The sequence below is a fragment of the Pseudomonas sp. Pseusp21 genome, assembly GCF_059492145.1.
Window position 1 is genome coordinate 4129021 of the sequence record NZ_CP168520.1, and the last position, 23514, is coordinate 4152534.

The 23514-nt window shown below is 61.8% G+C and carries 19 protein-coding genes; 11 read left to right on the forward strand and 8 right to left on the reverse strand.

What is annotated here, in order from left to right:
- Nucleotides 1–49 precede the first annotated feature (49 nt).
- The 7 genes from phaC to ACEN93_RS18905 form a co-directional block, all read right to left on the reverse strand.
- Nucleotides 50–1729 (reverse strand): class II poly(R)-hydroxyalkanoic acid synthase, encoded by a 1680-nt coding sequence (gene phaC / locus ACEN93_RS18875; protein WP_039772445.1) that lies wholly within the window; start codon nt 1727–1729, stop codon nt 50–52.
- A gap of 258 nt (nt 1730–1987) precedes the next feature.
- The gene (locus ACEN93_RS18880) at nt 1988–2359 is read right to left on the reverse strand and encodes a gamma-butyrobetaine hydroxylase family protein (RefSeq protein WP_039772444.1); all 372 of its coding nucleotides are present in this window, start codon (nt 2357–2359) and stop codon (nt 1988–1990) included.
- A 77-nt stretch (nt 2360–2436) separates the two neighbouring features.
- A complete protein-coding gene (gene hslU, locus ACEN93_RS18885; protein ID WP_039772441.1) occupies nt 2437–3774 on the reverse strand; it encodes an ATP-dependent protease ATPase subunit HslU in 1338 nt (445 codons plus the stop codon).
- A 55-nt stretch (nt 3775–3829) separates the two neighbouring features.
- Entirely contained in the window at nt 3830–4360 is a 531-nt protein-coding gene (gene hslV, locus ACEN93_RS18890; RefSeq protein WP_039772440.1) for an ATP-dependent protease subunit HslV, read from the reverse strand.
- A 257-nt stretch (nt 4361–4617) separates the two neighbouring features.
- Nucleotides 4618–5334 (reverse strand): SPOR domain-containing protein, encoded by a 717-nt coding sequence (locus ACEN93_RS18895; RefSeq protein ID WP_039772438.1) that lies wholly within the window; start codon nt 5332–5334, stop codon nt 4618–4620.
- Between the two features lies 1 nt (nt 5335).
- The gene (gene argS, locus ACEN93_RS18900) at nt 5336–7072 is read right to left on the reverse strand and encodes an arginine--tRNA ligase (protein WP_039772437.1); all 1737 of its coding nucleotides are present in this window, start codon (nt 7070–7072) and stop codon (nt 5336–5338) included.
- Between the two features lie 208 nt (nt 7073–7280).
- Nucleotides 7281–9500, reverse strand: coding sequence for a primosomal protein N' (locus ACEN93_RS18905; protein WP_103386957.1), 2220 nt, complete (start codon nt 9498–9500; stop codon nt 7281–7283).
- Nucleotides 9501–9681: 181 nt separating this feature from the next.
- Here ACEN93_RS18905 and rpmE point away from each other — a divergent pair, with 181 nt between their 5' ends.
- From rpmE to ACEN93_RS18920, 3 genes are all read left to right on the forward strand, one after another.
- On the forward strand, nt 9682–9903 hold the full coding sequence (rpmE, locus tag ACEN93_RS18910; protein WP_039772434.1) for a 50S ribosomal protein L31: 222 nt from the start codon (nt 9682–9684) through the stop codon (nt 9901–9903).
- Between the two features lie 41 nt (nt 9904–9944).
- A complete protein-coding gene (locus ACEN93_RS18915) occupies nt 9945–10727 on the forward strand; it encodes a thermonuclease family protein (RefSeq protein WP_495610368.1) in 783 nt (260 codons plus the stop codon).
- Between the two features lie 184 nt (nt 10728–10911).
- Nucleotides 10912–12180 (forward strand): malic enzyme-like NAD(P)-binding protein, encoded by a 1269-nt coding sequence (locus ACEN93_RS18920; RefSeq protein ID WP_007952395.1) that lies wholly within the window; start codon nt 10912–10914, stop codon nt 12178–12180.
- Nucleotides 12181–12401: 221 nt separating this feature from the next.
- Here the strand turns inward: ACEN93_RS18920 and ACEN93_RS18925 are convergent, their stop codons facing one another.
- Complete coding sequence (locus ACEN93_RS18925; RefSeq protein WP_371855321.1) at nt 12402–14846, reverse strand: penicillin-binding protein 1A; 2445 nt, start codon at nt 14844–14846, stop codon at nt 12402–12404.
- A gap of 220 nt (nt 14847–15066) precedes the next feature.
- On the opposite strand from ACEN93_RS18925, the gene ACEN93_RS18930 reads away from it, so the two are divergent.
- The 8 genes from ACEN93_RS18930 to ACEN93_RS18965 all read left to right on the forward strand — a co-directional run bounded on the left by ACEN93_RS18930 (nt 15067) and on the right by ACEN93_RS18965 (nt 23319).
- Nucleotides 15067–16131: a pilus assembly protein PilM gene (locus ACEN93_RS18930; RefSeq protein ID WP_007952389.1), complete on the forward strand. Its 1065-nt coding sequence runs from the start codon at nt 15067–15069 to the stop codon at nt 16129–16131.
- The gene (locus tag ACEN93_RS18935; protein ID WP_074689559.1) at nt 16131–16697 is read left to right on the forward strand and encodes a PilN domain-containing protein; all 567 of its coding nucleotides are present in this window, start codon (nt 16131–16133) and stop codon (nt 16695–16697) included. The genes ACEN93_RS18930 and ACEN93_RS18935 overlap by 1 nt, the downstream gene beginning before the upstream one ends.
- On the forward strand, nt 16694–17317 hold the full coding sequence (gene pilO / locus ACEN93_RS18940) for a type 4a pilus biogenesis protein PilO (RefSeq protein ID WP_064382837.1): 624 nt from the start codon (nt 16694–16696) through the stop codon (nt 17315–17317). The genes ACEN93_RS18935 and pilO overlap by 4 nt, the downstream gene beginning before the upstream one ends.
- Complete coding sequence (locus ACEN93_RS18945) at nt 17314–17838, forward strand: pilus assembly protein PilP (RefSeq protein WP_074689563.1); 525 nt, start codon at nt 17314–17316, stop codon at nt 17836–17838. Before pilO ends, ACEN93_RS18945 begins: the two co-directional genes overlap by 4 nt.
- Before the next feature lie 14 nt (nt 17839–17852).
- Nucleotides 17853–19931, forward strand: a complete 2079-nt coding sequence (locus ACEN93_RS18950; RefSeq protein WP_039766429.1) for a type IV pilus secretin PilQ — start codon at nt 17853–17855, stop codon at nt 19929–19931.
- A gap of 4 nt (nt 19932–19935) precedes the next feature.
- Nucleotides 19936–20454 carry a shikimate kinase AroK gene (gene aroK / locus ACEN93_RS18955; RefSeq protein ID WP_011332081.1) on the forward strand — a complete coding sequence of 173 codons (519 nt, stop codon included), beginning with the start codon at nt 19936–19938 and terminating at the stop codon, nt 20452–20454.
- A 152-nt stretch (nt 20455–20606) separates the two neighbouring features.
- Nucleotides 20607–21707, forward strand: coding sequence for a 3-dehydroquinate synthase (aroB, locus tag ACEN93_RS18960; protein WP_285413085.1), 1101 nt, complete (start codon nt 20607–20609; stop codon nt 21705–21707).
- Nucleotides 21708–21717: 10 nt separating this feature from the next.
- Nucleotides 21718–23319 (forward strand): AAA family ATPase, encoded by a 1602-nt coding sequence (locus ACEN93_RS18965; protein ID WP_495610369.1) that lies wholly within the window; start codon nt 21718–21720, stop codon nt 23317–23319.
- Nucleotides 23320–23514: the final 195 nt, after the last annotated feature.

Consider the following 23514-nt stretch of genomic DNA (forward strand, 5'->3'; position numbering starts at 1 on the left):
CGCAATCTCAGTGTTCACCTCACTCCCGAAAGGGAGTGAGGTGTGTCGGTTACCGCTCGTGAACGTAAGTGCCCGGTGAAGCTTCGCCTGCCGGATACGCCTTGTTGCCCAGTTTCGTTGGTGCTTTCTTCAATTCGCCCGAACGGGCCGCCTGCCACGCCTGCCAGTACAGCCACCAGGAGTCGGCATGCTTGGTCGAGTTTTCCTGCCAGTCATCGGCATTGGCGGTCATTTCGTCGCTGGTCATGTAGCGCGATTTCGGGTTGCCCGGCGGGTTCAGAATGCTCTGGATATGCCCGCTGCTGGACAGCACGAATTCGACCTTGCCACCAAACAGCTGCGCCGACTTGTAGCAGGACTTCCACGGCGTGATGTGGTCGTTGGTGCCCGCCAGCGAGAAAATGTCGGCGGTCACCTGCTTGAGGTCGATCGGCGTGCCGCACACTTCCAGTGCATTGGGGCGGATCAGTGGGTTGTTTTTGAACATCTCGATCAGGTCGCCGTGGAACGCGGCCGGCAGTCGAGTCGTATCGTTGTTCCAGAACAGGATGTCGAACACCGGCGGTTCGTTGCCGAGCAGGTAATTGTTGACCCAATAGTTCCAGATCAGGTCGTTGGGGCGCATCCAGGCGAAGACCTTGGCCATGTCTTTGCCTTCGAGCACGCCGGCCTGGTACGAATGGCGCTTGGCGGTCTCCAGGGTCTGCTCGTCGACGAACAGCGCGACGTCGCTGTCCAGCGTTGTATCGAGCACGCTGACCAGCAGGGTCAGGGCGTTGACCTTGTTCTCGCCGATCGCCGCGTAGTGGCCGAGCAGGGCGGTGCAGGTGATGCCGCCGGAGCAGGCGCCGAGCATGTTGACGTCCTTGCTGCCGGTGATCGCGGTGACCACATCGACCGCTTCCTTCAGGGCCTCGATGTAGGTGGAAAGGCCCCACTCGCGCTGTTCCTTGGTCGGGTTGCGCCAGCTGACGATGAAGGTCTGCACATTGTTGCGCAGGCAGAAGCGCGCCAGGCTCTTGTCCGGGCTCAAATCGAATACGTAAAACTTGTTGATCTGCGGCGGCACCACCAGCAGCGGGCGCTCGTGCACTTGTTCGGTGATCGGCTTGTACTGGATCAGCTCCAGCACGTCGTTGCGAAACACCACCGCACCTTCGGTCACACCCAGGCTCTTGCCGACCTCGAACGCACCCATGTTGACCTGGCTCGGCATGCCGCCGTTGTGCACCAGATCCTTGGCCAGATGCGAGAGGCCATCGAGCAGGCTCTTGCCGCCGGTCTCGAAGAAACGTTTGACCGCCGCCGGGTTGGCCGCGGTGTTGGTCGGCGCCATGGCCTCGGTCATCAGGTTGATCACGAAGTGGCCGCGCGCGATGTCCTTGGGCGAGAGGCTGCTGTCGTCGATCCAGGCGTGGAGTTCCTTGCGCCACGCCAGATAGGTTTGCAGATAACGTTTGTACAGCGGGTTCTGACTCCACGCCGGATCGACGAAGCGACGGTCATCGCCCGCCGGTTGCAGATCTGATTTGCCGAACAGCACGTTCTTCAGTTCAAGGCCGAACTGGGTGACGTGTTTGACACTATGGATAGGTTGTTTGATGGCCTGGGTCAGCACCATTCGAGCAGAGGCCAGCAGATCCTTTCCGCGTAGCCCAACGACAGGATTCAGCCCCAGGGTGTTCTCCGAGGCCTGGTACTTCAAATCATCGTTATTCTTGTTACTCATCTACGACGCTCCATTGTCCTGAGACGAGTACCCGGTTTTCTGCTGTGCAGTTCCACAGCCAATGCCAGGTACTACTGCTCGGGTGACCGTTGATTCTGCATAGCTGCTTTACAGTCGTAGAGCACTGCAGGGAACTTGCCAGTTCCATTGGTTACCCGAGATTGATTTTTTTCGCAAGCAGCCGATCCCGGGCCGCTTTAGCGGAGCATTCAAACAGATGAATCTAGAAAATGCCCTCTAAACAGTCCGAGGCGCGGACTAGAGCATCAGCTTGACGACGGACTGGTCCGGGTCGCGGGTTTTGCCGGCGGCTTTGAGTTCGGCCAGATAATCGGCCCAGAGTGCGTCATGACGTCGCCCTAGCTCGTACAGGTAATCCCAGGTGAACAGGCCGCTGTCGTGACCGTCGTCGAAGGTCAGTTTCAGTGCGTACTGACCGGCCGGTTCTACTTTGGTCAGGCCGACGTGCAGCTTGCCGAATTGCAGGATCGGTTTGCCGTGGCCCTGGACCTCGGCGGAGGGGGAGTGCACGCGCAGGAATTCGGCGGGCAGGGTGTATTCCTCGCCGGACGCGTATTTGAGCGACAGGGTTTTCGAGGCTTTGTGCAGTTTGATGTCGGTGGGAAGCATAGAAAAAAGCCTTTAGCTGCAAGCTACAAGCGGCAAGCTTAACTCAGCTTGCCGCTTGTAGCTCGGAGCTGGCAGCTCTACAGAATATAACGGGACAGGTCTTCGTTCTGCGCCAATTCGCCCAGGTGGCTGTTGACGTATTCGGCGTCGATCTCGATCGCCTTGTCGTCGTGAGCGCTGGCCAGGTCGCCGGCACTGAACGACACCTCTTCCAGCAGACGCTCGAGCAGCGTGTGCAGGCGACGGGCACCGATGTTCTCGGTCTTCTCGTTGACCTGCCAGGCGATCTCCGCCAGACGCTTGATGCCTTCCGGCTGGAACTGGATGTTCAGGCCTTCGGTTTTCAGCAGCGCGCAGTATTGCTCGGTGAGCGAGGCGTGCGGTTCGCTGAGGATGCGTTCGAAGTCCTGCGGGCTCAGGGCCTTGAGTTCCACACGGATCGGCAGACGGCCTTGCAGCTCCGGCACCAGATCGCTCGGCTTGCTCAGGTGGAACGCACCGGAGGCGATGAACAGGATGTGGTCGGTCTTGACCATGCCCAGCTTGGTGTTGACGGTGCAGCCTTCGATCAGCGGCAGCAGGTCACGTTGCACGCCCTCGCGGGACACATCGGCGCCGCCGACATTGCCGCGCTTGGCGACCTTGTCGATTTCGTCGATGAACACGATGCCGTGCTGCTCGACGGCTTCCAGAGCCTTGGCCTTCAACTCTTCTTCGTTGACCAGGCGACCGGCTTCTTCGTCGCGTACCAGTTTCAGCGCTTCCTTGACCTTGAGCTTGCGGGCCTTCTTCTTGCCCTTGCCCATGTTGGCGAACAGGTTCTGCAACTGGTTGGTCATTTCTTCCATGCCCGGAGGCGTGGCGATCTCGATGCCGGCCATTTCGGCGACTTCGATCTCGATTTCCTTGTCGTCCAGCTGACCTTCGCGCAGGCGCTTGCGGAACAGTTGGCGAGTGTTGGAATCCTGGGTCGGCGCTTCTTCATTGCTGAAGCCCATGCGTGCCGGTGGCAGCAGGGCGTCGAGGATTCGGTCCTCGGCGGCGTCTTCGGCGCGGTGGCGAACGCGGGTCATTTCCTGCTCGCGCAGCATCTTGATCGCAGCATCGGCCAGATCACGGATGATCGATTCGACGTCACGGCCGACGTAGCCGACTTCGGTGAACTTGGTCGCTTCGACCTTGATGAACGGCGCGTTGGCCAGTTTGGCCAGGCGACGGGCGATCTCGGTTTTACCGACGCCGGTCGGGCCGATCATCAGAATGTTCTTCGGGGTCACTTCAACGCGCAGCTCTTCAGGCAGCTGCATGCGGCGCCAGCGGTTGCGCAGAGCAATCGCGACGGCGCGCTTGGCATCGTCCTGGCCGATGATGTGGCGGTTGAGTTCGTGGACGATTTCGCGGGGAGTCATGGACATAATAATTGACGGTCCTCAAGCAGAAACAAGCCGTGGCACTGGGGCCGCGTCAGGCTTATTCAGCGAGATCCTGCTCCTCAATGGTCTGGGTGTGGTTGGTGAATACACAGATGTCGCCGGCGATGCCGAGAGCGGTCTCGACGATTTCGCGGGCCGACAGATCGGTCTTCTTCAGCAGGGCGCTGGCGGCGGCTTGCGCATAGGCACCACCGGAACCCATGGCGATCAGGCCGTCTTCGGGTTCGACCACGTCACCGTTGCCGGTGATGATCAGCGAGGCGTCCTTGTTGGCGACCGCGAGCATCGCTTCGAGGCGGCTCAGGGAGCGGTCGGTGCGCCATTCTTTGGCGAGTTCGACGGCGGCGCGGATCAGGTGGCCCTGGTGTTTTTCGAGCTGGCCTTCGAAGCGTTCGAACAGGGTGAAGGCGTCGGCGGTGGCACCGGCGAAACCGGCGATGACTTCGCCGTGGTACAGGCGACGAACTTTCTTCGCGTTGCCTTTCATCACGGTGTTGCCGAGAGAAACCTGGCCGTCGCCGCCCATGACGACTTTGCCGTGGCGGCGGACTGAAACGATGGTGGTCAAGGGAAGAGTCTCCACACTGCGGGGCGAAAATGCCTTATGCCCATTCATATGGGGGTGGTGGAGAGGATTTCAACTGCGGGGCGGGAGAGGGGACGAGCGGTGGTTTGCGCGGGGTCGTTCCCACGCAGAACGACATGATCGTTCCCACGCTCTGCATGGGAATGCAGCCCGGGACGCTCCGCGGCCCTTGCCGCAGTGACGCGGAGCGTCCATTGAGGCATTCCCACGCAGAGCGTGGGAACGATCGGTGAGGAGGATCAGCGGCTCTGGCGTTGTTGTAACAGCAGGTTGCTGAAGCCCGCGCCCGCCAGTTGTTTCTGGGCGGTGGTCAGCTGTTCGCGGTTGCTGAACGGGCCTACCAGTACGCGATACCAGGTTTCATCCTTGACCGTCCCGGACTCAACCGCGACCGCCTGGCCGAGCAGAATGATCTGCGCGCGCACCTTGTCGGCATCCGTCTCTTTGCGGAACGAGCCGGCCTGGAGGAAGAACTTGGTCACCGGTGCAGCCTTGGTCACCGGCGGCGCTGGCGGCGGGGTGATCCCGGCCAGTGCAGCCTGCGCGCGCGCCGTGTCGATCTTCGCCGCTTCCGCCGGGGTCACCGGCGTGGTCGGGATTGCCGGCACTTGTGGCGTCGGCAGGGTTTTCTCCGGCACCGCGTCCGGCGGCACGATCACTTCCGATTCCGGCAGCAGGGTGTAGAAGTCGTACTTCGGCTTCACCGGTTGCGTCGGGCTCGGCGGGGTCTTGTTGGCCTCGGCGATCTTGCTGGCTTTCTGTTGTTGCTGTTGCTCGACCTTCTCGCGCTTGACCGTGTCGCTGCCCTTGCCCGGCTCCAGCTTCATCAGGAACACGATGAACGCGCCGACCGTCAGGCCGATGGCCATCCACAGCCAGCCCGGAATCGGCTGCTTCGCTGGAGCCTGGTAACGGCTGGCGCCACGCTTGGGTGCAGGTTTTTTCTTGGCAGCCAACTTACATGCGCTCCAGGGTTTCCAGGCCGAGCAGTTCCAGGCCTTGCTTGAGGGTACGGCCGGTCAGCGCGGCAAGGCGCAGGCGGCTTTGCATTTGTGCCGGAGTGTCGGCGGTGAGGATCGGGCAGTTCTCGTAGAAGCTGGAGAACAGGCCGGCGACCTCGTACAGGTAGGTGCACAGGGTGTGTGGCGTGCCCTTTTCCGCAACGTTGTTCAGCACTTCACCGAACTGCGCCAGTTTGGCTGCCAGATCGTGTTCCTGCGGCGCTTCGAGGACGATCTGGCCATCGACTTCGCTGTAATCCTTGTCAAGCTTGCGGAACACCCCGGCCACGCGAGTGTAGGCGTACAGCAGGTACGGGGCGGTGTTGCCTTCGAGGTTGAGCATCTGGTCGAAGTTGAAGCTGTAGTCGCTGGTGCGGTGCTTCGAAAGGTCGGCGTATTTCACCGCGCCGATGCCCACAACCTTGGCGATGCTGCGCAGTTCGTCGTCGGCCAGTGTCGGGTTTTTCTCTTTTACCAATGCGTAGGCACGTTCCTGCGCTTCGGTCAGAAGATCGATCAGCTTCACGGTGCCGCCGTCACGGGTCTTGAACGGACGGCCGTCGGCGCCGTTCATGGTGCCGAACCCCATGTGCTCCATTTCCATCGGATGGGTCACGAAACCGGCCTTGCGCGCCACGGCGAACACTTGCTGGAAGTGCAGGGCCTGACGCTGGTCGACGAAGTACAGCGCGCGGTCGGCCTTCAATTTGCCGCTGCGGTAGCGCACAGCCGCCAGGTCGGTGGTGGCGTACAGGTAGCCGCCGTCGGCCTTGACGATGATCACCGGCAGCGGCTCGCCTTCGGCGTTCTTGAATTCGTCGAGGAACACGCACTGTGCGCCGTTGCTTTCGACCAGCATGCCGGCGGCCTTCAGGTCGTTGACCACGTTGATCAGGTCGTCGTTGTAGGCGCTTTCGCCCATTACGTCGGCCATGGTCAGTTTGACGTTGAGCAGTTCGTAGATCTTCTGGCAGTGCGACAGCGAGATGTCCTTGAACCTGGTCCACAGCGCCAGGCATTCAGCGTCGCCGGCCTGCAACTTGACCACCAGACCACGGGCGCGGTCGGCGAATTCCGGAGATTCGTCGAAGCGTTGCTTGGCGGCGCGGTAGAAGTTTTCCAGGTCCGACAGCTCGTCGCTGGTGATCGGATTTTCCTGCAGGTAGGCCATCAGCATGCCGAACTGGGTACCCCAGTCGCCGACGTGGTTCTGACGGATCACGGTGTCGCCGAGGAATTCGAGTACCCGCGCCACGCCATCGCCGATGATGGTCGAGCGCAGATGGCCGACGTGCATCTCTTTGGCCAGGTTCGGTGCCGACAGGTCGACCACGGTGCGTTGTGCCGGGCCGGCCTTGCGCACGCCAATGTGATCGTCGGCCAGGGCGGCGTCGAGGCGCGAGGCCAGTGCTTGAGTGTTCTGGAAGAAGTTGATGAAGCCGGGGCCGGCGATTTCGGCCTTGGTGACGTTTTCGTCAGCCGGCAGGGCGGCGATGATTTTTTCCGCCAGATCGCGCGGCTTCATGCCCGCAGGCTTGGCCAGCATCATCGCGATGTTGCTGGCAAAGTCGCCGTGGGTCTTGTCCCGGGCGTTTTCCACCTGGATCGCCGGCGTCAGGCCTTCAGGCAACACACCTTCGTTGACGAGTTGGGTGAGGGCTTGTTGGATCAGCTGGCGAATGGTGTCTTTCATGGTCTTCTCTTTCGACCGCAAGCGCGGCGGCGCATCGATGCGCGGGTGGAAAAACTGGGCATTATCCGTTGCGAAGACGGGCTTGCCAACCTTAGCAGGCAGGATGTGGATGTGTGGTGACAAATAGACTGCTTTCGCGAGCAGGCTCGCCCACCCTTGAATACATTTCCCTGTGGGAGCTGGCTTGCCAGCGATAGCGATCGATCAATCAATACAAATCGACGGGATCGACATCCAGCGACCAGCGCACCGCCCGGCCGCTTGGCATCTGCTCCAGCACCAGCAGCCAGCTCGCCAGCAATCGGTGCAGCGGCGCCCGGGCCGTGGCCTGCAACAGCAGCTGCGCGCGGAAGCGTCCGGCCCGACGTTCCATCGGTGCCGGCACCGGCCCCAGCAATTCGATGCCGCTCAGGTTCTGTTCGGCCAGCAAGCGCTCGGCCTCGCTGCATGCCTCATCGAGAAAACCTTCGGCCTGCCCCGGCTTGTGGGCTTCGGCGCGCAGCAGGGCGAGATGGGCGAACGGCGGCAGGCCGGCGGCGCGGCGTTCGCTCAGCGCCTGTTCGGCGAAGGCGAAGTAACCCTGCTCGGTCAGTTGCACCAATAAAGGATGGTCGGCGAGGTGGGTCTGGATGATCACCTTGCCCGGTTCTTCCGCCCGCCCGGCACGGCCGGCAACCTGCACGATCAGCTGCGCCATGCGCTCGCTGGCGCGGAAGTCGCCGGAGAACAGCCCACCGTCGGCATCGAGGATCGACACCAGCGTCACCCGGGGGAAGTGGTGCCCCTTGGCCAACATCTGGGTGCCGACCAGAATGCACGGCTGGCCTTTCTGGATCGTGGCGAACAACTGGTTCATCGCATCCTTGCGCGACGTGCTGTCACGGTCGACGCGCAACACCGGATAGTCCGGGAACAGAATTGCCAGCCGTTCCTCAGCCCGCTCGGTGCCGGCGCCCACCGGGCGCAGATCGACCTTGTTGCACTTCGGGCACTGGCGCGGCACACGTTCCACGTAACCGCAGTGGTGGCAGCGCAGCTCGCCGTAGCGCTGGTGCACGGTCATTCGCGCATCGCAGCGCTGGCATTCGGACATCCAGCCACAATCGTGGCACAGCAGCGTCGGGGCAAAACCCCGGCGGTTGAGGAACACCAATACCTGCTGGCCGGCGGCGAGGGTCTGGCCGATGGCTTGCTGCATCGGCCCGGAAATGCCGCTGTCCAGGGGACGACTTTTCACATCCAGGCGCAGGAAACGTGGCTGCTTGGCGCCTCCGGCCCGTTCGTTCAGGCGCAGGAGTCCGTAACGGCCGGTGTAGGCGTTGTGCAGGCTTTCCAGGGATGGCGTCGCGGAGCCGAGCACGATCGGGATGTTTTCCTGTCGCGCCCGCACCAGCGCCAGGTCCCGTGCGTGGTAGCGCAGACCTTCCTGCTGTTTATAGGAGCCATCGTGTTCTTCGTCGATGATGATCAGCCCCGGATTTTTCATCGGGGTGAACAGCGCCGAGCGGGTGCCGATAATAATGTCGGCCTCGCCGTCACGGGCGGCGAGCCACGCGTCCAGACGATCACGATCGTTGACCGCCGAGTGCAGCAAGGCGATGCGGGCGTTGAAGCGTTGCTCGAAGCGGGCGAGGGTCTGCGGGCCGAGGTTGATTTCCGGGATCAGCACCAGCGCCTGCTTACCGGCCTCAAGGGTTTCGCGGATCAGTTGCAAATAGACTTCGGTCTTGCCGCTGCCGGTGACCCCGGCCAGCAGGAACGCGTGATAACTGTCGAACCCGGCGCGAATCGCCTCATACGCAGCGCGCTGTTCGTTGTTGAGCGGCAGCTCCGGCTGGGCCAGCCAGTGCTCATGGCGCGCGCCGGGGGCGTGGCGGCGCACTTCGACCTGCACCAGATCCTTGGCCAGCAACAGGTCGAGGCTGTCCTTGCTCAGCATCAGTTTGCTCAGCAACTGATGGGCGACGCCGTGAGGGTGCTGGGCCAAAGTCGCGAGGGCTTCACGCTGGCGCGGGGCGCGGGCGATGCGCGGGTCATCGAGGCTGGCGCCGGGAGCCGCCGACCAGAACCGTTCCTGACGGGCTTCGGCCAGTTCGCCCTGGCGCAACAGCACCGGCAGCGCCCAGCTCAGGGTGTCGCCGAGGCTGTGCTGATAATACTGAGCCGTCCACAGGCACAGCTTGAACAGCGCTGGCGGCAGTGGGGCGGTAGCGTCTAGCAGCGCCAGCGCCGGTTTGAGCTTTTCCACCGGCACTTCGCTGGTGTCGGTGACTTCCACCAGAATCCCGATCATCTCCCGCCGGCCGAACGGTACCCGCAGGCGCATGCCCGGTTGCAACTGCGAACGCAGCACGCCGGCCGGGGCCCGATAGTCGAACAGGCGGCGCAGGGGCGAAGGCAGGGCGAGGCGCAGAATGGCGTCGGGCACGCGGGATCTCGATAAGAAGCTAACAGGCAGCGGGGATGATGTTTGGGCCGGGAGCCTAGCAGACGGTCGGTCTCAGTGACAGCTTGCGCGATTGACATTGTCTGGTAGAATCCGCGGCCTAATTACGTGCGGTATTCAACAATAGTGTTGGGTGGCGGCACGCTAGCCTGAGGAAGACACCATGAAAGCCGAAATTCACCCGAATTACCCAGAAATCGCTGTTACCTGCTCCTGCGGTAACAAGTTCGAAACTCGTTCGACCTTCGGCAAAGCCCTGGCGATCGACGTTTGCAACGAATGCCACCCGTTCTACACCGGTAAGCAGAAGACTCTGGACACCGGCGGCCGTGTGCAGAAGTTCGCAGACCGTTTCGCTACTTTCGGCGTCGGCAAAAAAGCCTGAGGCTGATCATTTTGGAAAGTCATATCGGCTTCTCCAGACTGATGAAAAAGGCGTCCCTTGCGGGCGCCTTTTTTGTGTCCGCGATTTGGCTCTCCGCCGCCCAGGCCTTCTGCCCGGCACCTGTAGGGCTGGACAACGCCACGGTGCAGCGGGTGGTCGACGGCGACACCCTGCGCCTGAGCGACGGGCGCAATGTGCGGATGATCGGCCTCAATACGCCCGAGCTCGGCAAGCAGGGTCGCAGCGACGAGCCGTTTGCGGTGGCTGCACGCAAGCGCCTCGAAGCCCTGGTCGCCGAGAGCGACGGGCGGGTCGGCCTGCGCCTTGGCGCCCAGTCCAAAGACCATTACGGCCGGACCCTGGCCCATGTTTTCAGCGCCAGGGGTGAGAACCTCGAAGCGCAGATGCTCGCCGATGGTCTCGGTTTCCAGGTCGCGGTGGCGCCGAATGTCGATCTGGTCGATTGCCAGCAAGCTGCCGAACGCCGCGCGCGACAGGCCGGGCTTGGCCTGTGGAAGCGTTCACCTGTACTGAAAGCGGAGCAGATCGAGCGCTCGGGTTTCGCGCTGGTCAGCGGTCGTGTGAGCAAGGTTCAGCGCAATCGCGGTGGAATCTGGATCGAGTTGCAGGACAAGCTTGTACTGCGCGTTGCACCCAATCTGCTGGAACGCTTCGATAGCGCCGCTCTGCAGGCGTTGAAGGGCAGGCAGATCGAGGCCCGTGGCTGGGTGGTCGACCGTTCCCGGCGTGGTGGATTGAAATCAGGTCAGGCGCGCTGGCTGTTGCCGTTGACCGATCCTTCGATGCTCCAGTCGTCCCGCTGAAGAAAAAATTGTAGACATTTTTTCTGTCGATTGTGAACAGTCTAACCCTTGTGCGCCGTGGCTCTTGGCCCAAAGTCGTAGGGCAGGGCGCTTGACAGGGGTGACCGGGCAGTCTTGTGGGGACTTTGCGAGGCGCGTATCCTCGCTGACCAGTCTGTCCAACAGTAAAAAGCGGAATGCCAAAATGTCTGATCTGAAAACTGCCGCTCTCGAATATCATGCCAATCCTCGTCCAGGAAAGCTGAGTGTCGAGCTCACCAAGGCCACTGCTACCGCCCGCGACCTGTCGCTGGCCTACAGCCCCGGCGTAGCTGAACCAGTGCGCGAGATCGCCCGCGATCCTGAACTGGCCTACAAGTACACCGGCAAGGGCAACCTGGTTGCAGTCATTTCCGATGGCACCGCGATTCTGGGCCTGGGTAACCTCGGCCCACTGGCTTCCAAGCCTGTGATGGAAGGTAAAGGCGTGCTGTTCAAGCGCTTCGCCGGCATCGATGTCTTCGACATCGAAGTCGACTCCGAAAGCCCGCAAGCCTTCATCGACACCGTAAAACGCATTTCCATCACCTTCGGTGGCATCAACCTGGAAGACATCAAGGCGCCTGAGTGCTTTGAGATCGAACGCGCTCTGATCGAGCAGTGCGACATTCCGGTATTCCACGATGACCAGCACGGCACCGCGATCGTGACCGCTGCGGGCATGATCAACGCCCTGGAAATCGCTGGCAAAACCCTGGCCGACGCCAAGATCGTCTGCCTGGGCGCTGGCGCAGCCGCCATCTCCTGCATGAAATTGCTGGTGAGCATGGGCGCCAAGGTCGAGAACATCTTCATGGTTGACCGTACTGGCGTGATCCACGCTGGCCGTGACGACCTGAACCAGTACAAGGCTGTGTTCGCTCACCCTACCGAGAAGCGCACCCTGGACGACGCCATCGAAGGCGCTGACGTATTCGTCGGCCTGTCGGGCCCGAACCTGCTGAGCGCCGAGCAACTCAAGCGCATGGCGGCCAACCCGATCGTTTTCGCCTGCTCCAACCCGGATCCGGAAATCTCCCCGGAACTGGCTCACGCCACCCGTAACGACGTGATCATGGCCACCGGCCGTTCGGACTACCCGAACCAGGTCAACAACGTACTGGGCTTCCCGTTCATCTTCCGTGGTGCCCTGGACGTTCGCGCCAAGCGCATCAACGAAGAAATGAAGATCGCTGCCGCCAACGCCCTGCGCGAACTGGCCAAGCTGCCGGTGCCTCAGGAAGTGTGCGACGCCTACGGCGGTATCTCCCTGGAATTCGGTCGTGAGTACATCATTCCGAAGCCAATGGACAAGCGCCTGATCACCGTGATCTCCGACGCCGTGGCCAAGGCTGCGATCGAGACCGGTGTGGCGACCCTGCCGTATCCGAAGAACTACCCGCTGAAAAGCGTGGATGACGTGTTCAACGGCTAAGTCGTTGTAGCGCTTCATGAAGAGCCCCGCTTTTTAAGCGGGGTTTTTTTTTGGTCGTGAAAATGCGTTCCGGCTTCAAGGGCGGCCCTCACCCTAACCCTCTCCCCCTGGGAGAGGGCTAGGGTGAGGGCGGCCTTTGATGTGAAACGCCATTCTCAGTACGACAGAAAACAAAAAGCCCCGCACTTCTCACGAAGGCGGGGCTTTTTGGCAGTTGCGGATCAGAACAAATCGATCGGCGCCTGTTCATCCGCCGGCAGCGGGCTGCCCGGTACGGTGCCATTGCCGATCTCGTTGACCGACGGTGGCGTGTCTTCGGCCTTGAACAGCTCGAAGTACGCGCCCGGTGTGCTCGGCGATGCCGCGCGACCGCTGACCGGATCCACCCGCAGGCTGAGAATGCCTTCCGGCTCCGGCTGGACATGCGGTGGCTTGTCCTTGAGCGCGGCGGCCATGTAGTTCATCCAGATCGGCAGTGCCACGGTACCGCCGAACTCACGGCGACCGAGGCTTTCCGGCTGGTCGAAACCGGTCCACACGGTGGTCACGTAGTCGGCGTTGTAACCGGAGAACCACGCATCCTTGGATTCGTTGGTGGTACCGGTCTTGCCGGCGATGTCGCTGCGGCCCAGGGCCAGTGCACGACGACCGGTGCCGAGCTTGATCACGTCCTGCAACATGCTGTTGAGGATGTAAGTAGTACGGCCATCGACGATGCGCTCGGCAACTGCCGGTGCTTGCGGCACGGCGGCGTTGCCCGGCGCTTCACCCGGAACCGGCGCTGCATTGACGGTAAACGATTCGGTAGCGGGGGCCGCGATGCCATCGGTGGCCGCGCCGCCCTGCGGTACGGTCGGCGGGTTGGCGACGAACAGCGTATCGCCGTTGCGGCTTTCGATCTTGTCGATGATGTACGGGGTGATCTTGTAGCCGCCGTTGGCGAAGGTGCTCCAGCCGGTGGCAATTTCCATCGGCGTCAGGGTCGCGGTGCCCAGCGCCAGGGACAGGTTTGGCGGCAGGTCCTGCTTGTTGAAGCCGAAGCGGGTGATGTAATCGATGGTCTTGCCCACGCCCATCGCCTGCAGCAGGCGGATCGAAACCAGGTTGCGCGACTTGTACAGCGCCTCACGCAGACGGATCGGGCCGAGGAAGGTGTTGGTGTCGTTCTTCGGACGCCAGACCTTGTCCAGGTACTCGTCGACGAACACGATCGGCGCGTCGTTGACCAGGCTGGCGGCGGTGTAGCCGTTATCCAGTGCGGCGCTGTAGACGAACGGCTTGAAGCTCGAACCCGGCTGACGCTTGGCCTGCATCGCACGGTTGTAGTTGCTCTGCTCGAAGGCGAAGCCGCCGACCAGCGAACGGATCGCGCCGTTCTGTGGATCCAGCGACACCAGTGCGCCCTGCGCCTGTGGAATCTGGCTGAACTTCAGCGAATTGTTCGGCTGGCGCTGCACGCGAATCAGATCGCCGATCTGTGCCACATCCGACGGCTGGCGCGGCGCGGCACCCATGCTGTTGGTATTGAGGAACGGTCGCGCCCATTTCATGGTGTCCCACGCCACGTGCTCTTCGCCGGTGCGGGTCAGCACTTGCAGGCCGTTCTTGTCGACCTGGGTGACGATGGCCGGCTCGAGGCTGCTGATGGTGCGCTGCTTGGTCAGTTCAGTGGCCCAGGCTTCGCGGGTCTTGCCCGGCAGGCGCGACTCGGGGCCACGGTAGCCGTGACGCTGATCGTAGGTCATCAGGCCTTCGTGCAGCGCGGTGTTGGCCATCTCCTGGAGGTTGCTCGGCACCGTGGTGGTGACGCGGAAACCTTCGGTATAGGCGTCGCTGCCGTAGCGGCCGACCATTTCCGCGCGAGCCATCTCGGCGATGTACGGCGCGTTCACTTCCGGGGTCGGCACGTGATAACTGGCGTTCAGCGGTTCGTTGATCGCGGCGGTGTAGTCGGCTTCGGTGATCTTGCCGAGCTTGTACATGCGGCCGAGGATCCAGTCGCGACGCTCCTTGCTGCGCGCCGGGTTGGCCAGCGGGTTGAAGCGCGACGGGGCTTTCGGCAGGCCGGCGATCATCGCCATCTGTGCCAGGCTGACTTCGCGGATCGACTTGCCGTAATACACCTGCGCCGCCGCCTCGATGCCGTAGGCGCGGTTGCCCAGATAGATCTTGTTCACGTACAGCTCAAGGATCTCGTCCTTGGTCAGCTGGCGTTCGATCTGCAGCGCCAGAAGGATTTCAGTGGTCTTGCGCGAGAAGCTGCGTTCGCTGGTCAGGAAGAAGTTCTTCGCCACCTGCATGGTGATGGTGCTGCCGCCGGACTGGATGTGCCCGCTCTTGACCAGTTGGGTCGCGGCACGCATCAGGCTGCTCGGATCGACGCCATAGTGATTGGCGAAGTTGTCGTCTTCAGCACTTAGTAACGCATTGATGAAATTGGGGGGAATGTCGGCGAAACGGATCGGTGTGCGGCGCATTTCGCCAAATTCTGCGATCAACTTGTTGTCGCTGCTGTACACCCGCAGGGGAATCTGCAACTGAATGCTTCTCAGCGCCTCCACAGATGGCAAACCCGGACTAAGGTAAAGAAACGCGCCGCTGAGACCTAAAAGCAGTCCGCAGAAAACGGCGACGATGGACCAACCGAAAAATTTCAGCAGACGAATCAAGGCTTTTGGACATCCACGGCAAAGAATGAATTGGGCGACAGGGTTCCGGGTAACACACAGAACGACCCGCGCCGGCAGTAAAAGGCGGAAAAAATCGCTGGGCATTATAAGCACTTTTCCGCAGGGGGCGTCATTTGCGCTTCTGTCAAGACGGGGCGAGGGAACGCAATGCGCATTACAGAGTCCGTAACTCACGGAAAGTCATAGGGAATTGGTAGTGCTAGGACTCTTCAATAAAAAGGCCAATACGTTACTGGGGATCGACATCAGCTCCACGTCGGTGAAGCTGCTGGAGCTGAGCCGTCAGGGTGAACGCTACCGGGTCGAGGCGTATGCGGTGGAGCCGTTGCCGGCGAGTGCCGTGGTCGAAAAGAACATCGCCGAACTCGAGGGCGTCGGCCAGGCCCTGTCCCGGGTGCTGGTCAAGGCGCGTACCGGGTTGAAAACCGTGGCGGTGGCGGTGGCCGGCTCGGCGGTGATCACCAAGGTCATCGAGATGGACGCCGGGCTGTCCGACGATGAACTGGAAAACCAGCTCAAGATCGAGGCCGATCAATACATTCCCTACCCGCTGGACGAGGTCGCCATCGACTTCGAAGTTCAAGGCGTTTCGCCGCGCAACCCCGAGCGGGTCAACGTACTGCTGGCCGCCTGTCGCAAGGAAAACGTCGAAGTCCGCGAAGCGGCGCTCGCTCTCGCCGGGCTGACCGCGCGGGTGGTAGATGTAGAGGCGTATGCGCTGGAGCGCTCGTTCGGCCTGCTGGCCACGCAACTGGCTGCGTCCCAGGATCGGCTGACGGTGGCCGTGGTCGACATCGGCGCCACCATGACCACGCTAAGCGTCCTGCACAATGGCCGGATCATCTACACCCGTGAACAGCTGTTCGGCGGTCGGCAGTTGACCGAGGAAATCCAGCGCCGTTATGGCCTGACCTTAGAGCAGGCGGGGCTCGCCAAGAAACAAGGCGGCCTGCCGGACGATTACGTCAGCGAGGTATTGCAACCATTTCGCGAGGCGCTGGTGCAGCAGGTGTCACGCTCCCTGCAGTTCTTTTTTGCCTCCGGCCAGTACAACGCCGTCGACCACATTCTGCTGGCCGGCGGCACGGCATCGGTGCCCGGGCTCGACCGGCTGATCGAAGAACGTTTGAACACCCCGACCCAGGTCGCCAACCCGTTTTCCGACATGGCCTTGAGCAGCAAGGTCAACGCCGGGGCTTTGGCGAGCGATGCGCCGGCCCTGATGATTGCCTGCGGGCTCGCGCTCAGGAGTTTCGACTGATGGCGCGGATCAACCTTTTACCCTGGCGCGAGGAGCGACGCGAGGAGCGGCGCAAACGCTTCCTGCTGGTCTTGATCGGTGTGGTGGTCGGTTCGGTGGGGGCGGTGCTCATCGCTGATCAGATCATCAGCGGCGCCATTGCTCGGCAGGTTGCGCGCAATGACTACATCGGCAAGCAGATCTCCGTGGTCGACGAGAGGATCAAGCAGATCAGCGACCTCAAGGCCCATCGCCAGCAACTGGTGGAGCGCATGCGCATCATCCAGGACTTGCAGGGCAACCGGCAGATCAGCGGGCGGATCTTCGATCAGCTGGCGCGCACCTTGCCTGACGGGGTGTATTTCACCGACGTGAAAATGGTCGGCAAGACCCTGTCGATCAGCGGCGCGGCGGAATCGAACAATCGAGTGTCCGACCTGATGCGCAATCTCGACGCCTCCGACTGGTTCGATGCGCCCAACCTCAATGAAGTGAAAGCCACCACCGCTGGCCAGGTGGATCAGGCCAACGTCTTCCAACTGACCGTTCGCCAGACTCGACCCCGGCTCGAGGAGGACGACCAATGAAGCCGTCCGAGTGGCTGGACAGCCTGCGCAATGTCGATTTCAACGACCTGGACACCAGCAACATTGGCTCCTGGCCGCCTGTAGTCAAAACCCTGGCCGGCGGGCTGTTGATGGTGCTGGTCCTGGCGCTTGGCTATAACTTTTTCATCAGTGACCTGGAGAACCAGCTCGAACTCAAACGTGAGGAGGAAATCACCCTCAAGGAGCAGTTCGCGAGCAAGGCGCGCATGGCGGCCAATCTGGAGCTGTACACCCAGCAGATGAAAGAGATGGAAAACTCGTTCGGCGTGCTGTTGCGACAACTGCCCAGTGACACCGAAGTGCCGGGGTTGCTGGAAGACATCACCCGCACCGGACTGGGCAGTGGCCTTGAGTTCGAAGAGATCAAACTGCTGCCTGAGGTTACCCAGCAGTTCTACATCGAGCTGCCCATCCAGATCACCGTGACCGGGGCCTATCACGACCTCGCGACCTTCGTCAGTGGCGTGGCCGGGCTGCCACGGATCGTCACCCTGCACGATTTCGAGCTGGCGCCAGCCAATCCTGAAGGCGGGCCGAAGCTGCGCATGAGCATCCTCGCCAAGACCTACCGCTATAACGACAAGGGGCTGCAGAAATGAGCCCGATCCGTTTTATTGCTTTGTCGGCATTGTTATTGGTGCTCGGTGGCTGTGGTGGCGATGACTTCAGCGACCTCGACGCCTACATGAATGAAGTGCGCCTGCGTCCGCCGGGGAAGATCGAGCCGACCCCGACCTTCCGCTCCTTCCCGACATTCACCTACAGCGCCGCCAACCTGCGCAGTCCGTTTTCACGCCAGTTGCGGGTCGATCTGGCCGGACAGAAACACGGCTCGCGCGACGTGAAACCCGATCCCAACCGGGTCAAGCAATACCTCGAAGGTTTCAACATCGAGCAGTTTGAAATGGTCGGCACGATTGCCAACGCCTCCGGTTCCTTCGCCCTGCTGCGAGGCGCGGGCGGGGTCCATCGGCTCAAGGTCGGCGACTATCTGGGGCGCAACGACGGGCGCATCGTCGCCATCAGCGCTTCACAGGTCGAAGTGGTGGAAATCGTTCCCGATGGCCAGGGCGCCTGGCTTGAGCGGCCGCGCACCATTCCTTTGAAAGAGCATTCATAAGTGGAAGTCGAACAATGAACAGGATTTTCTCCACCCTCGGTTTTTCGCTATGGATAGCGCTGCTTTCGCCGATGGTACAGGCAGCCAATCTGAAGGCGCTGGACGTTGCGGCACTGCCGGGCGACCGGGTCGAGCTGAAGCTGTCGTTCGACGGCCCGCCCCCGCAGCCCAAGGGCTACACCACCGACTCGCCGGCACGGATTGCCCTCGATCTGCCGGGTGTCGCCAGTCAGCTGGCAAGCAAGACCCGTGACCTGGGCAGTGGCAATGCCCGTACGGCCACGGTGGTCGAGGCCAATAACCGGACGCGGCTGATCATCAGCCTGACGCAACTGGCGCCGTACGACACCCGGGTCGAGGGCAATACGGTGTTCGTGGTGGTCGGGCAGGGCAGCAAAGCCGCTGCCCCACGTACAGCCGCTCGTGCACCGCGCGCAGCACCTGCGGCAGCGCCGGTCCGCACGTTTACGCCGACCGCCAGAGCCATTCGCGGCGTGGATTTCCAGCGTGGTACGGCGGGCGAGGGCAACGTGGTCATCGACTTGTCCGACCCGGCTATCGCCCCGGACATCCAGGAGCACGACGGCAAGATCATCCTCAATTTCGCCCGTACCCAATTGCCGGAACCGCTACGAGTGCGCCTCGACGTCAAGGACTTCGCCACCCCGGTGCAGTTCGTCAATGCCGGGGTCAGCGGTGATCGGGCGACGATCACCGTCGAACCCAGCGGTACTTTCGACTATTCCACTTACCAGACCGACAACAAGCTGACCGTCAGCATCCGGCCGTTGACCGTCGATGACCTGCAAAAACGCAACGCCGACCGCAACAGCTATAACGGCGAAAAGCTCTCGCTCAACTTTCAGGACATCGATGTGCGTTCGGTGCTGCAACTGATCGCCGACTTCACCAACCTCAATCTGGTGGCCAGCGATACCGTGCAGGGCGGCATTACCTTGCGCCTGCAGAACGTGCCGTGGGATCAGGCGCTGGATCTGGTGCTCAAGACCAAAGGCCTGGACAAGCGCAAGGTCGGCAACGTGTTGCTGGTGGCGCCGGCCGATGAAATCGCTGCGCGTGAGCGGCAGGAACTGGAATCGCAGAAACAGATCGCCGAACTGGCGCCGCTGCGTCGTGAGCTGTTGCAGGTGAACTACGCCAAGGCCGCGGACATCGCCAAGCTGTTCCAGTCGGTCACCAGCGCCGAGGCCAAGGTCGACGAACGGGGTTCGATCACCGTCGATGAGCGCACCAACAACATCATTGCCTACCAGACCCAGGATCGCCTCGACGAACTGCGGCGGATCGTGGCGCAGCTGGATATTCCGGTGCGTCAGGTGATGATCGAGGCGCGGATCGTCGAGGCCAACGTCGATTACGACAAGAGTCTGGGCGTGCGCTGGGGCGGCTCGATCCAGAACAAGGGCAACTGGAACACTTCCGGGGTCAGTAACGGTTCCTCGACCACCATCGGCACGCCGGGCAGCACCAGTACCAACTCGCCGTTCGTCGACATGGGCACGGTCAACAATACCTCCGGGATCGGCATCGCGTTCATCACCGACAACGTCTTGCTCGACCTTGAACTGACCGCGATGGAGAAGACCGGCAACGGCGAAATCGTCTCGCAGCCCAAGGTGGTCACCTCCGACAAGGAAACCGCGAAGATCCTCAAGGGCACCGAGATTCCGTACCAGGAAGCCAGCTCCAGCGGCGCTACGTCGGTGTCCTTCAAGGAGGCGTCGCTGTCGCTGGAAGTGACGCCGCAGATCACCCCGGACAACCGCATCATCATGGAGGTCAAGGTCACCAAGGACGAACCGGACTACCTGAACAAAGTGCAGGATGTACCGCCGATCAAGAAAAACGAGGTCAATGCCAAGGTGCTGGTGAACGACGGCGAGACCATCGTGATTGGGGGCGTGTTCTCAAATACTCAAAGCAAGGTTGTAGATAAGGTGCCATTTCTTGGCGATGTGCCGTATCTTGGCCGCCTTTTCCGGCGTGATGTGGTTTCGGAGAAAAAATCCGAGCTGCTGGTATTTCTCACTCCGCGTATCATGAATAACCAGGCGATTGCTGTGAGTCGTTGATTCTGTGCGAAATTTGATTCTTGTAGGACCGATGGGGGCTGGAAAAAGCACCATCGGCCGATTACTGGCCAAAGAGCTGCGCCTGCCGTTCAAGGATTCCGACAAGGAAATTGAACTGCGTACGGGCGCCAATATTCCGTGGATCTTCGACAAGGAAGGCGAGCCCGGCTTTCGTGACCGTGAGCAGGCGATGATTGCCGAACTGTGCGCGTTCGACGGCGTAGTGCTGGCGACTGGCGGCGGCGCGGTGATGCGCGATGCCAACCGCAAGGCCCTGCACGAGGGCGGGCGGGTGGTGTATCTGCACGCCTCCGTCGAGCAGCAGGTCGGTCGTACCTCTCGCGATCGCAACCGGCCGTTGCTGCGCACCGCCAATCCGGAGAAAACCTTGCGCGATCTGCTGGCGATCCGTGATCCGCTTTATCGGGAAATCGCCGACTTGGTGGTGGAAACCGACGAGCGGCCACCGCGCATGGTCGTGCTCGATATTCTCGACCGCCTGGCGCAGCTTCCGCCCCGTTAAAGCATTGCTCGAAATGCGCTATCCTCGGCGTCCTGTCACAGCCCGCCGAGGTTGTGGCGGATGGCGTGCGAGCGGCGTCATACCCGCTATAGGCCGCAGACAACCAATAATTCAGGGCAGGACGCCTGCTTCCATCTTCACTGTGGGGACACATGCAGACACTCAAGGTCGACCTAGGCGAGCGCAGCTACCCGATTCACATTGGCGAGGGACTGCTGGACCAGCCAGATCTGTTGGCCCCGCATATCCATGGGCGGCAAGTGGCAATCATCTCCAACGAGACCGTTGCGCCGCTCTATCTCGAGCGTCTGACCCGGAGCCTGGCGCAGTTTTCAGTGGTTTCCGTGGTGTTGCCCGACGGCGAAGCCTTCAAGAACTGGGAAACCCTGCAACTGATCTTCGACGGCCTGCTGACCGCCCGTCATGACCGCCGCACCACGGTGATCGCCCTCGGTGGCGGTGTGATCGGCGACATGGCCGGTTTCGCGGCCGCCTGCTATCAGCGCGGCGTCGATTTCATCCAGATCCCTACCACGCTGCTATCCCAGGTCGATTCGTCGGTGGGCGGCAAGACCGGGATCAACCATCCGCTGGGCAAGAACATGGTCGGCGCGTTCTATCAGCCGAACGTGGTGCTGATCGATACCGCGTCCCTGAAAACCCTGCCAGCGCGCGAGCTGTCGGCAGGGCTTGCGGAAGTCATCAAGTACGGCCTGATCTGCGACGAGCCGTTCCTGACCTGGCTCGAAGACAACGTCGACGCCCTGCGTGCACTGGATCAAACGGCCCTGACCTATGCCATCGAGCGCTCTTGCGCCGCCAAGGCTGCAGTGGTCGGCGCCGATGAGAAGGAAACCGGTGTACGGGCCACACTCAACCTCGGCCACACCTTTGGCCACGCCATCGAAACCCACATGGGCTATGGTGTCTGGTTGCATGGCGAGGCAGTCGCTGCTGGCACCGTGATGGCGCTGGAAATGTCCACGCGCCTGGGCTGGATCAGCGAGCAGGAGCGTGATCGCGGCATTCGCCTGTTCCAGCGGGCCGGTCTGCCGGTGATCCCGCCGGAAGAGATGACCGAAGCCGATTTTCTTGAACACATGGCAATTGACAAAAAAGTGATCGACGGTCGCTTGCGCCTGGTGCTGCTGCGCCGGATGGGCGAAGCGGTGGTGACCGACGATTATCCGAAAGAGGTTCTACAGGCCACGCTGGGAGCGGATTACCGCGCTCTGGCTCAGCTTAAAGGTTAATAAGATTCCGATGACTAGTTTGCATGCCGACGAGGCGTTCCTCGGCCATTTCCAGTTAAGTCACGACCCTTTCGCGCCGCGGGTGCCGGGCTTCAAGTTCTTCCCGGCCCAGCGCAAGCCGGTGCTGGGTCAGCTGCATCACCTGGCGCGTTACAGCCAGTTGCTGCTGGTGGTCACCGGCCCGCAGGGCAGCGGCAAGACCCTGCTGCGCCAAGCGCTGGTTGCCAGCACCAACAAGCAATCGGTGCAGAGCGTCGTCGTTTCCGCCCGTGGCGCCGGCGATGCCGCCGGTGTGCTGCGCCAGATCGCCCAGGCGCTGGACGTGGCGCAGGCCGAGGTCGGGGCGATCCTCGATCAGGTCGTGCAGCTCGCGCTGACCGGTCAGGAGGTCTATCTGCTGGTGGACGATGCCGAACAGCTCGACGAGTCCGCGCTTGAAGCGCTGATGGCGCTGGGCGCCGGCGCGCCGGAAGGCCGCCCGCACGTGTTCCTGTTCGGTGAGTCCTCGCTGATCGCCCAGCTCGAGGCTTTGCACCTTGAGGAAGAGCGCTTCCACGTCATCGAATTGCAGCCGTACACCGAAGAAGAAACCCGCGAGTATCTCGACCAGCGGCTCGAAGGCGCGGGCCGGGGTGTCGAACTTTTCACCGCGGATCAGATCTCTGATATTCACGAAAGCTCCGAGGGTTGGCCCGGCAACATCAACCAGGTCGCTCGCGATGCTCTGATCGAAGTCATGATTGCCAGCCGCTCTGCGGTCAAGCGTCCAAGTATGGGGTTCAACATGCCGAAGAAACACGTATTGGCGATTTCCGCCGTCGTTGTGGTCGCGGTCGCTGCCGCCTGGCTGATGCCGGGTCGCAACAAGGCACCGACCAGCGGTGCGCCGGCCAACGAGCAGGCGCAACTGCCATTGGGCCAGGGCACACCGCAGGCGGGTGGCGCGCCGTCCGTCGAATTCAACGGCAATACCCAGCCGATGCCGCTGCCGCTGGTCGGCAACTCGCAGCCGGTGATGCGTGGTCCGCTGGCTGAAGCGGCGGGTGGTATCACCGAGGGCGACGACGGTGTGCCGGTCGAAGGCTCCAGCAACACGCCACCGACCGTGACGACTACCGCGCCACCCGCGGGCGTTCAGGCCGGCCCCGCGCCAACCCCGGTTCCGGTTCCGGCCCCGGCGGCCAAACCGACCCCGGCACCGACCCAGGTCGCTACCGCCAAGCCTGCTCCGGCCGCTCCAGTGGCCAAACCGGCTCCGGCACCTGCCAAGCCTGTTGCCGCCGCCAAACCTGCCGAGAAGCCGGTCACCGTCGCCAAGGCCGCCGGTGGCAGCTGGTACGCCGGTCAGCCGACCAGCAACTACGTGGTACAGATCCTCGGCACCAGCTCCGAAGCGACCGCGCAAAACTTCGTCAAGGAGCAGGGCGGCGAGTACCGTTATTTCAAGAAAGTCCTCAACGGCAAGCCTCTCTACGTGATCACCTACGGCAACTTCGCCAATCGTGATGCAGCCGTTTCTGCCATCAAGGCCTTGCCAGCGAAGGTTCAGGCTGGTAAACCTTGGCCTCGCACTGTCGCCAGCGTCCAACAGGAACTGTCAACAACTCGCTGAAGATTCGGCGGCCTTACCCAGGCCGCCTCTCCAAGCACCTCAAAATTTCTACAAGTGCGCGCTTCCTTTCAGGTCGCGTGCCTTGTGGTGTCTGCGTCACAGTAGTCTTTGAGTCGTTGCGGTCAAAATTAAAAAAGTTTTGACTAGCACAGCAGATCGCTTTAAACCTTTCACAAATGCGACATGAATTTGCGA

Bases quoted from the DNA above. Each gene is read 5' to 3' on its own strand.
- phaC (WP_039772445.1), bottom strand. From the start codon at position 1,729: ATGAGTAACAAGAATAACGATGATTTGAAGTACCAGGCCTCGGAGAAC.
- ACEN93_RS18880 (WP_039772444.1), bottom strand. From the start codon at position 2,359: ATGCTTCCCACCGACATCAAACTGCACAAAGCCTCGAAAACCCTGTCG.
- hslU (WP_039772441.1), bottom strand. From the start codon at position 3,774: ATGTCCATGACTCCCCGCGAAATCGTCCACGAACTCAACCGCCACATC.
- argS (WP_039772437.1), bottom strand. From the start codon at position 7,072: ATGAAAGACACCATTCGCCAGCTGATCCAACAAGCCCTCACCCAACTC.
- rpmE (WP_039772434.1), top strand. From the start codon at position 9,682: ATGAAAGCCGAAATTCACCCGAATTACCCAGAAATCGCTGTTACCTGC.
- ACEN93_RS18915 (WP_495610368.1), top strand. From the start codon at position 9,945: ATGAAAAAGGCGTCCCTTGCGGGCGCCTTTTTTGTGTCCGCGATTTGG.
- ACEN93_RS18920 (WP_007952395.1), top strand. From the start codon at position 10,912: ATGTCTGATCTGAAAACTGCCGCTCTCGAATATCATGCCAATCCTCGT.
- ACEN93_RS18935 (WP_074689559.1), top strand. From the start codon at position 16,131: ATGGCGCGGATCAACCTTTTACCCTGGCGCGAGGAGCGACGCGAGGAG.
- pilO (WP_064382837.1), top strand. From the start codon at position 16,694: ATGAAGCCGTCCGAGTGGCTGGACAGCCTGCGCAATGTCGATTTCAAC.
- ACEN93_RS18945 (WP_074689563.1), top strand. From the start codon at position 17,314: ATGAGCCCGATCCGTTTTATTGCTTTGTCGGCATTGTTATTGGTGCTC.
- ACEN93_RS18950 (WP_039766429.1), top strand. From the start codon at position 17,853: ATGAACAGGATTTTCTCCACCCTCGGTTTTTCGCTATGGATAGCGCTG.
- aroB (WP_285413085.1), top strand. From the start codon at position 20,607: ATGCAGACACTCAAGGTCGACCTAGGCGAGCGCAGCTACCCGATTCAC.
- ACEN93_RS18965 (WP_495610369.1), top strand. From the start codon at position 21,718: ATGACTAGTTTGCATGCCGACGAGGCGTTCCTCGGCCATTTCCAGTTA.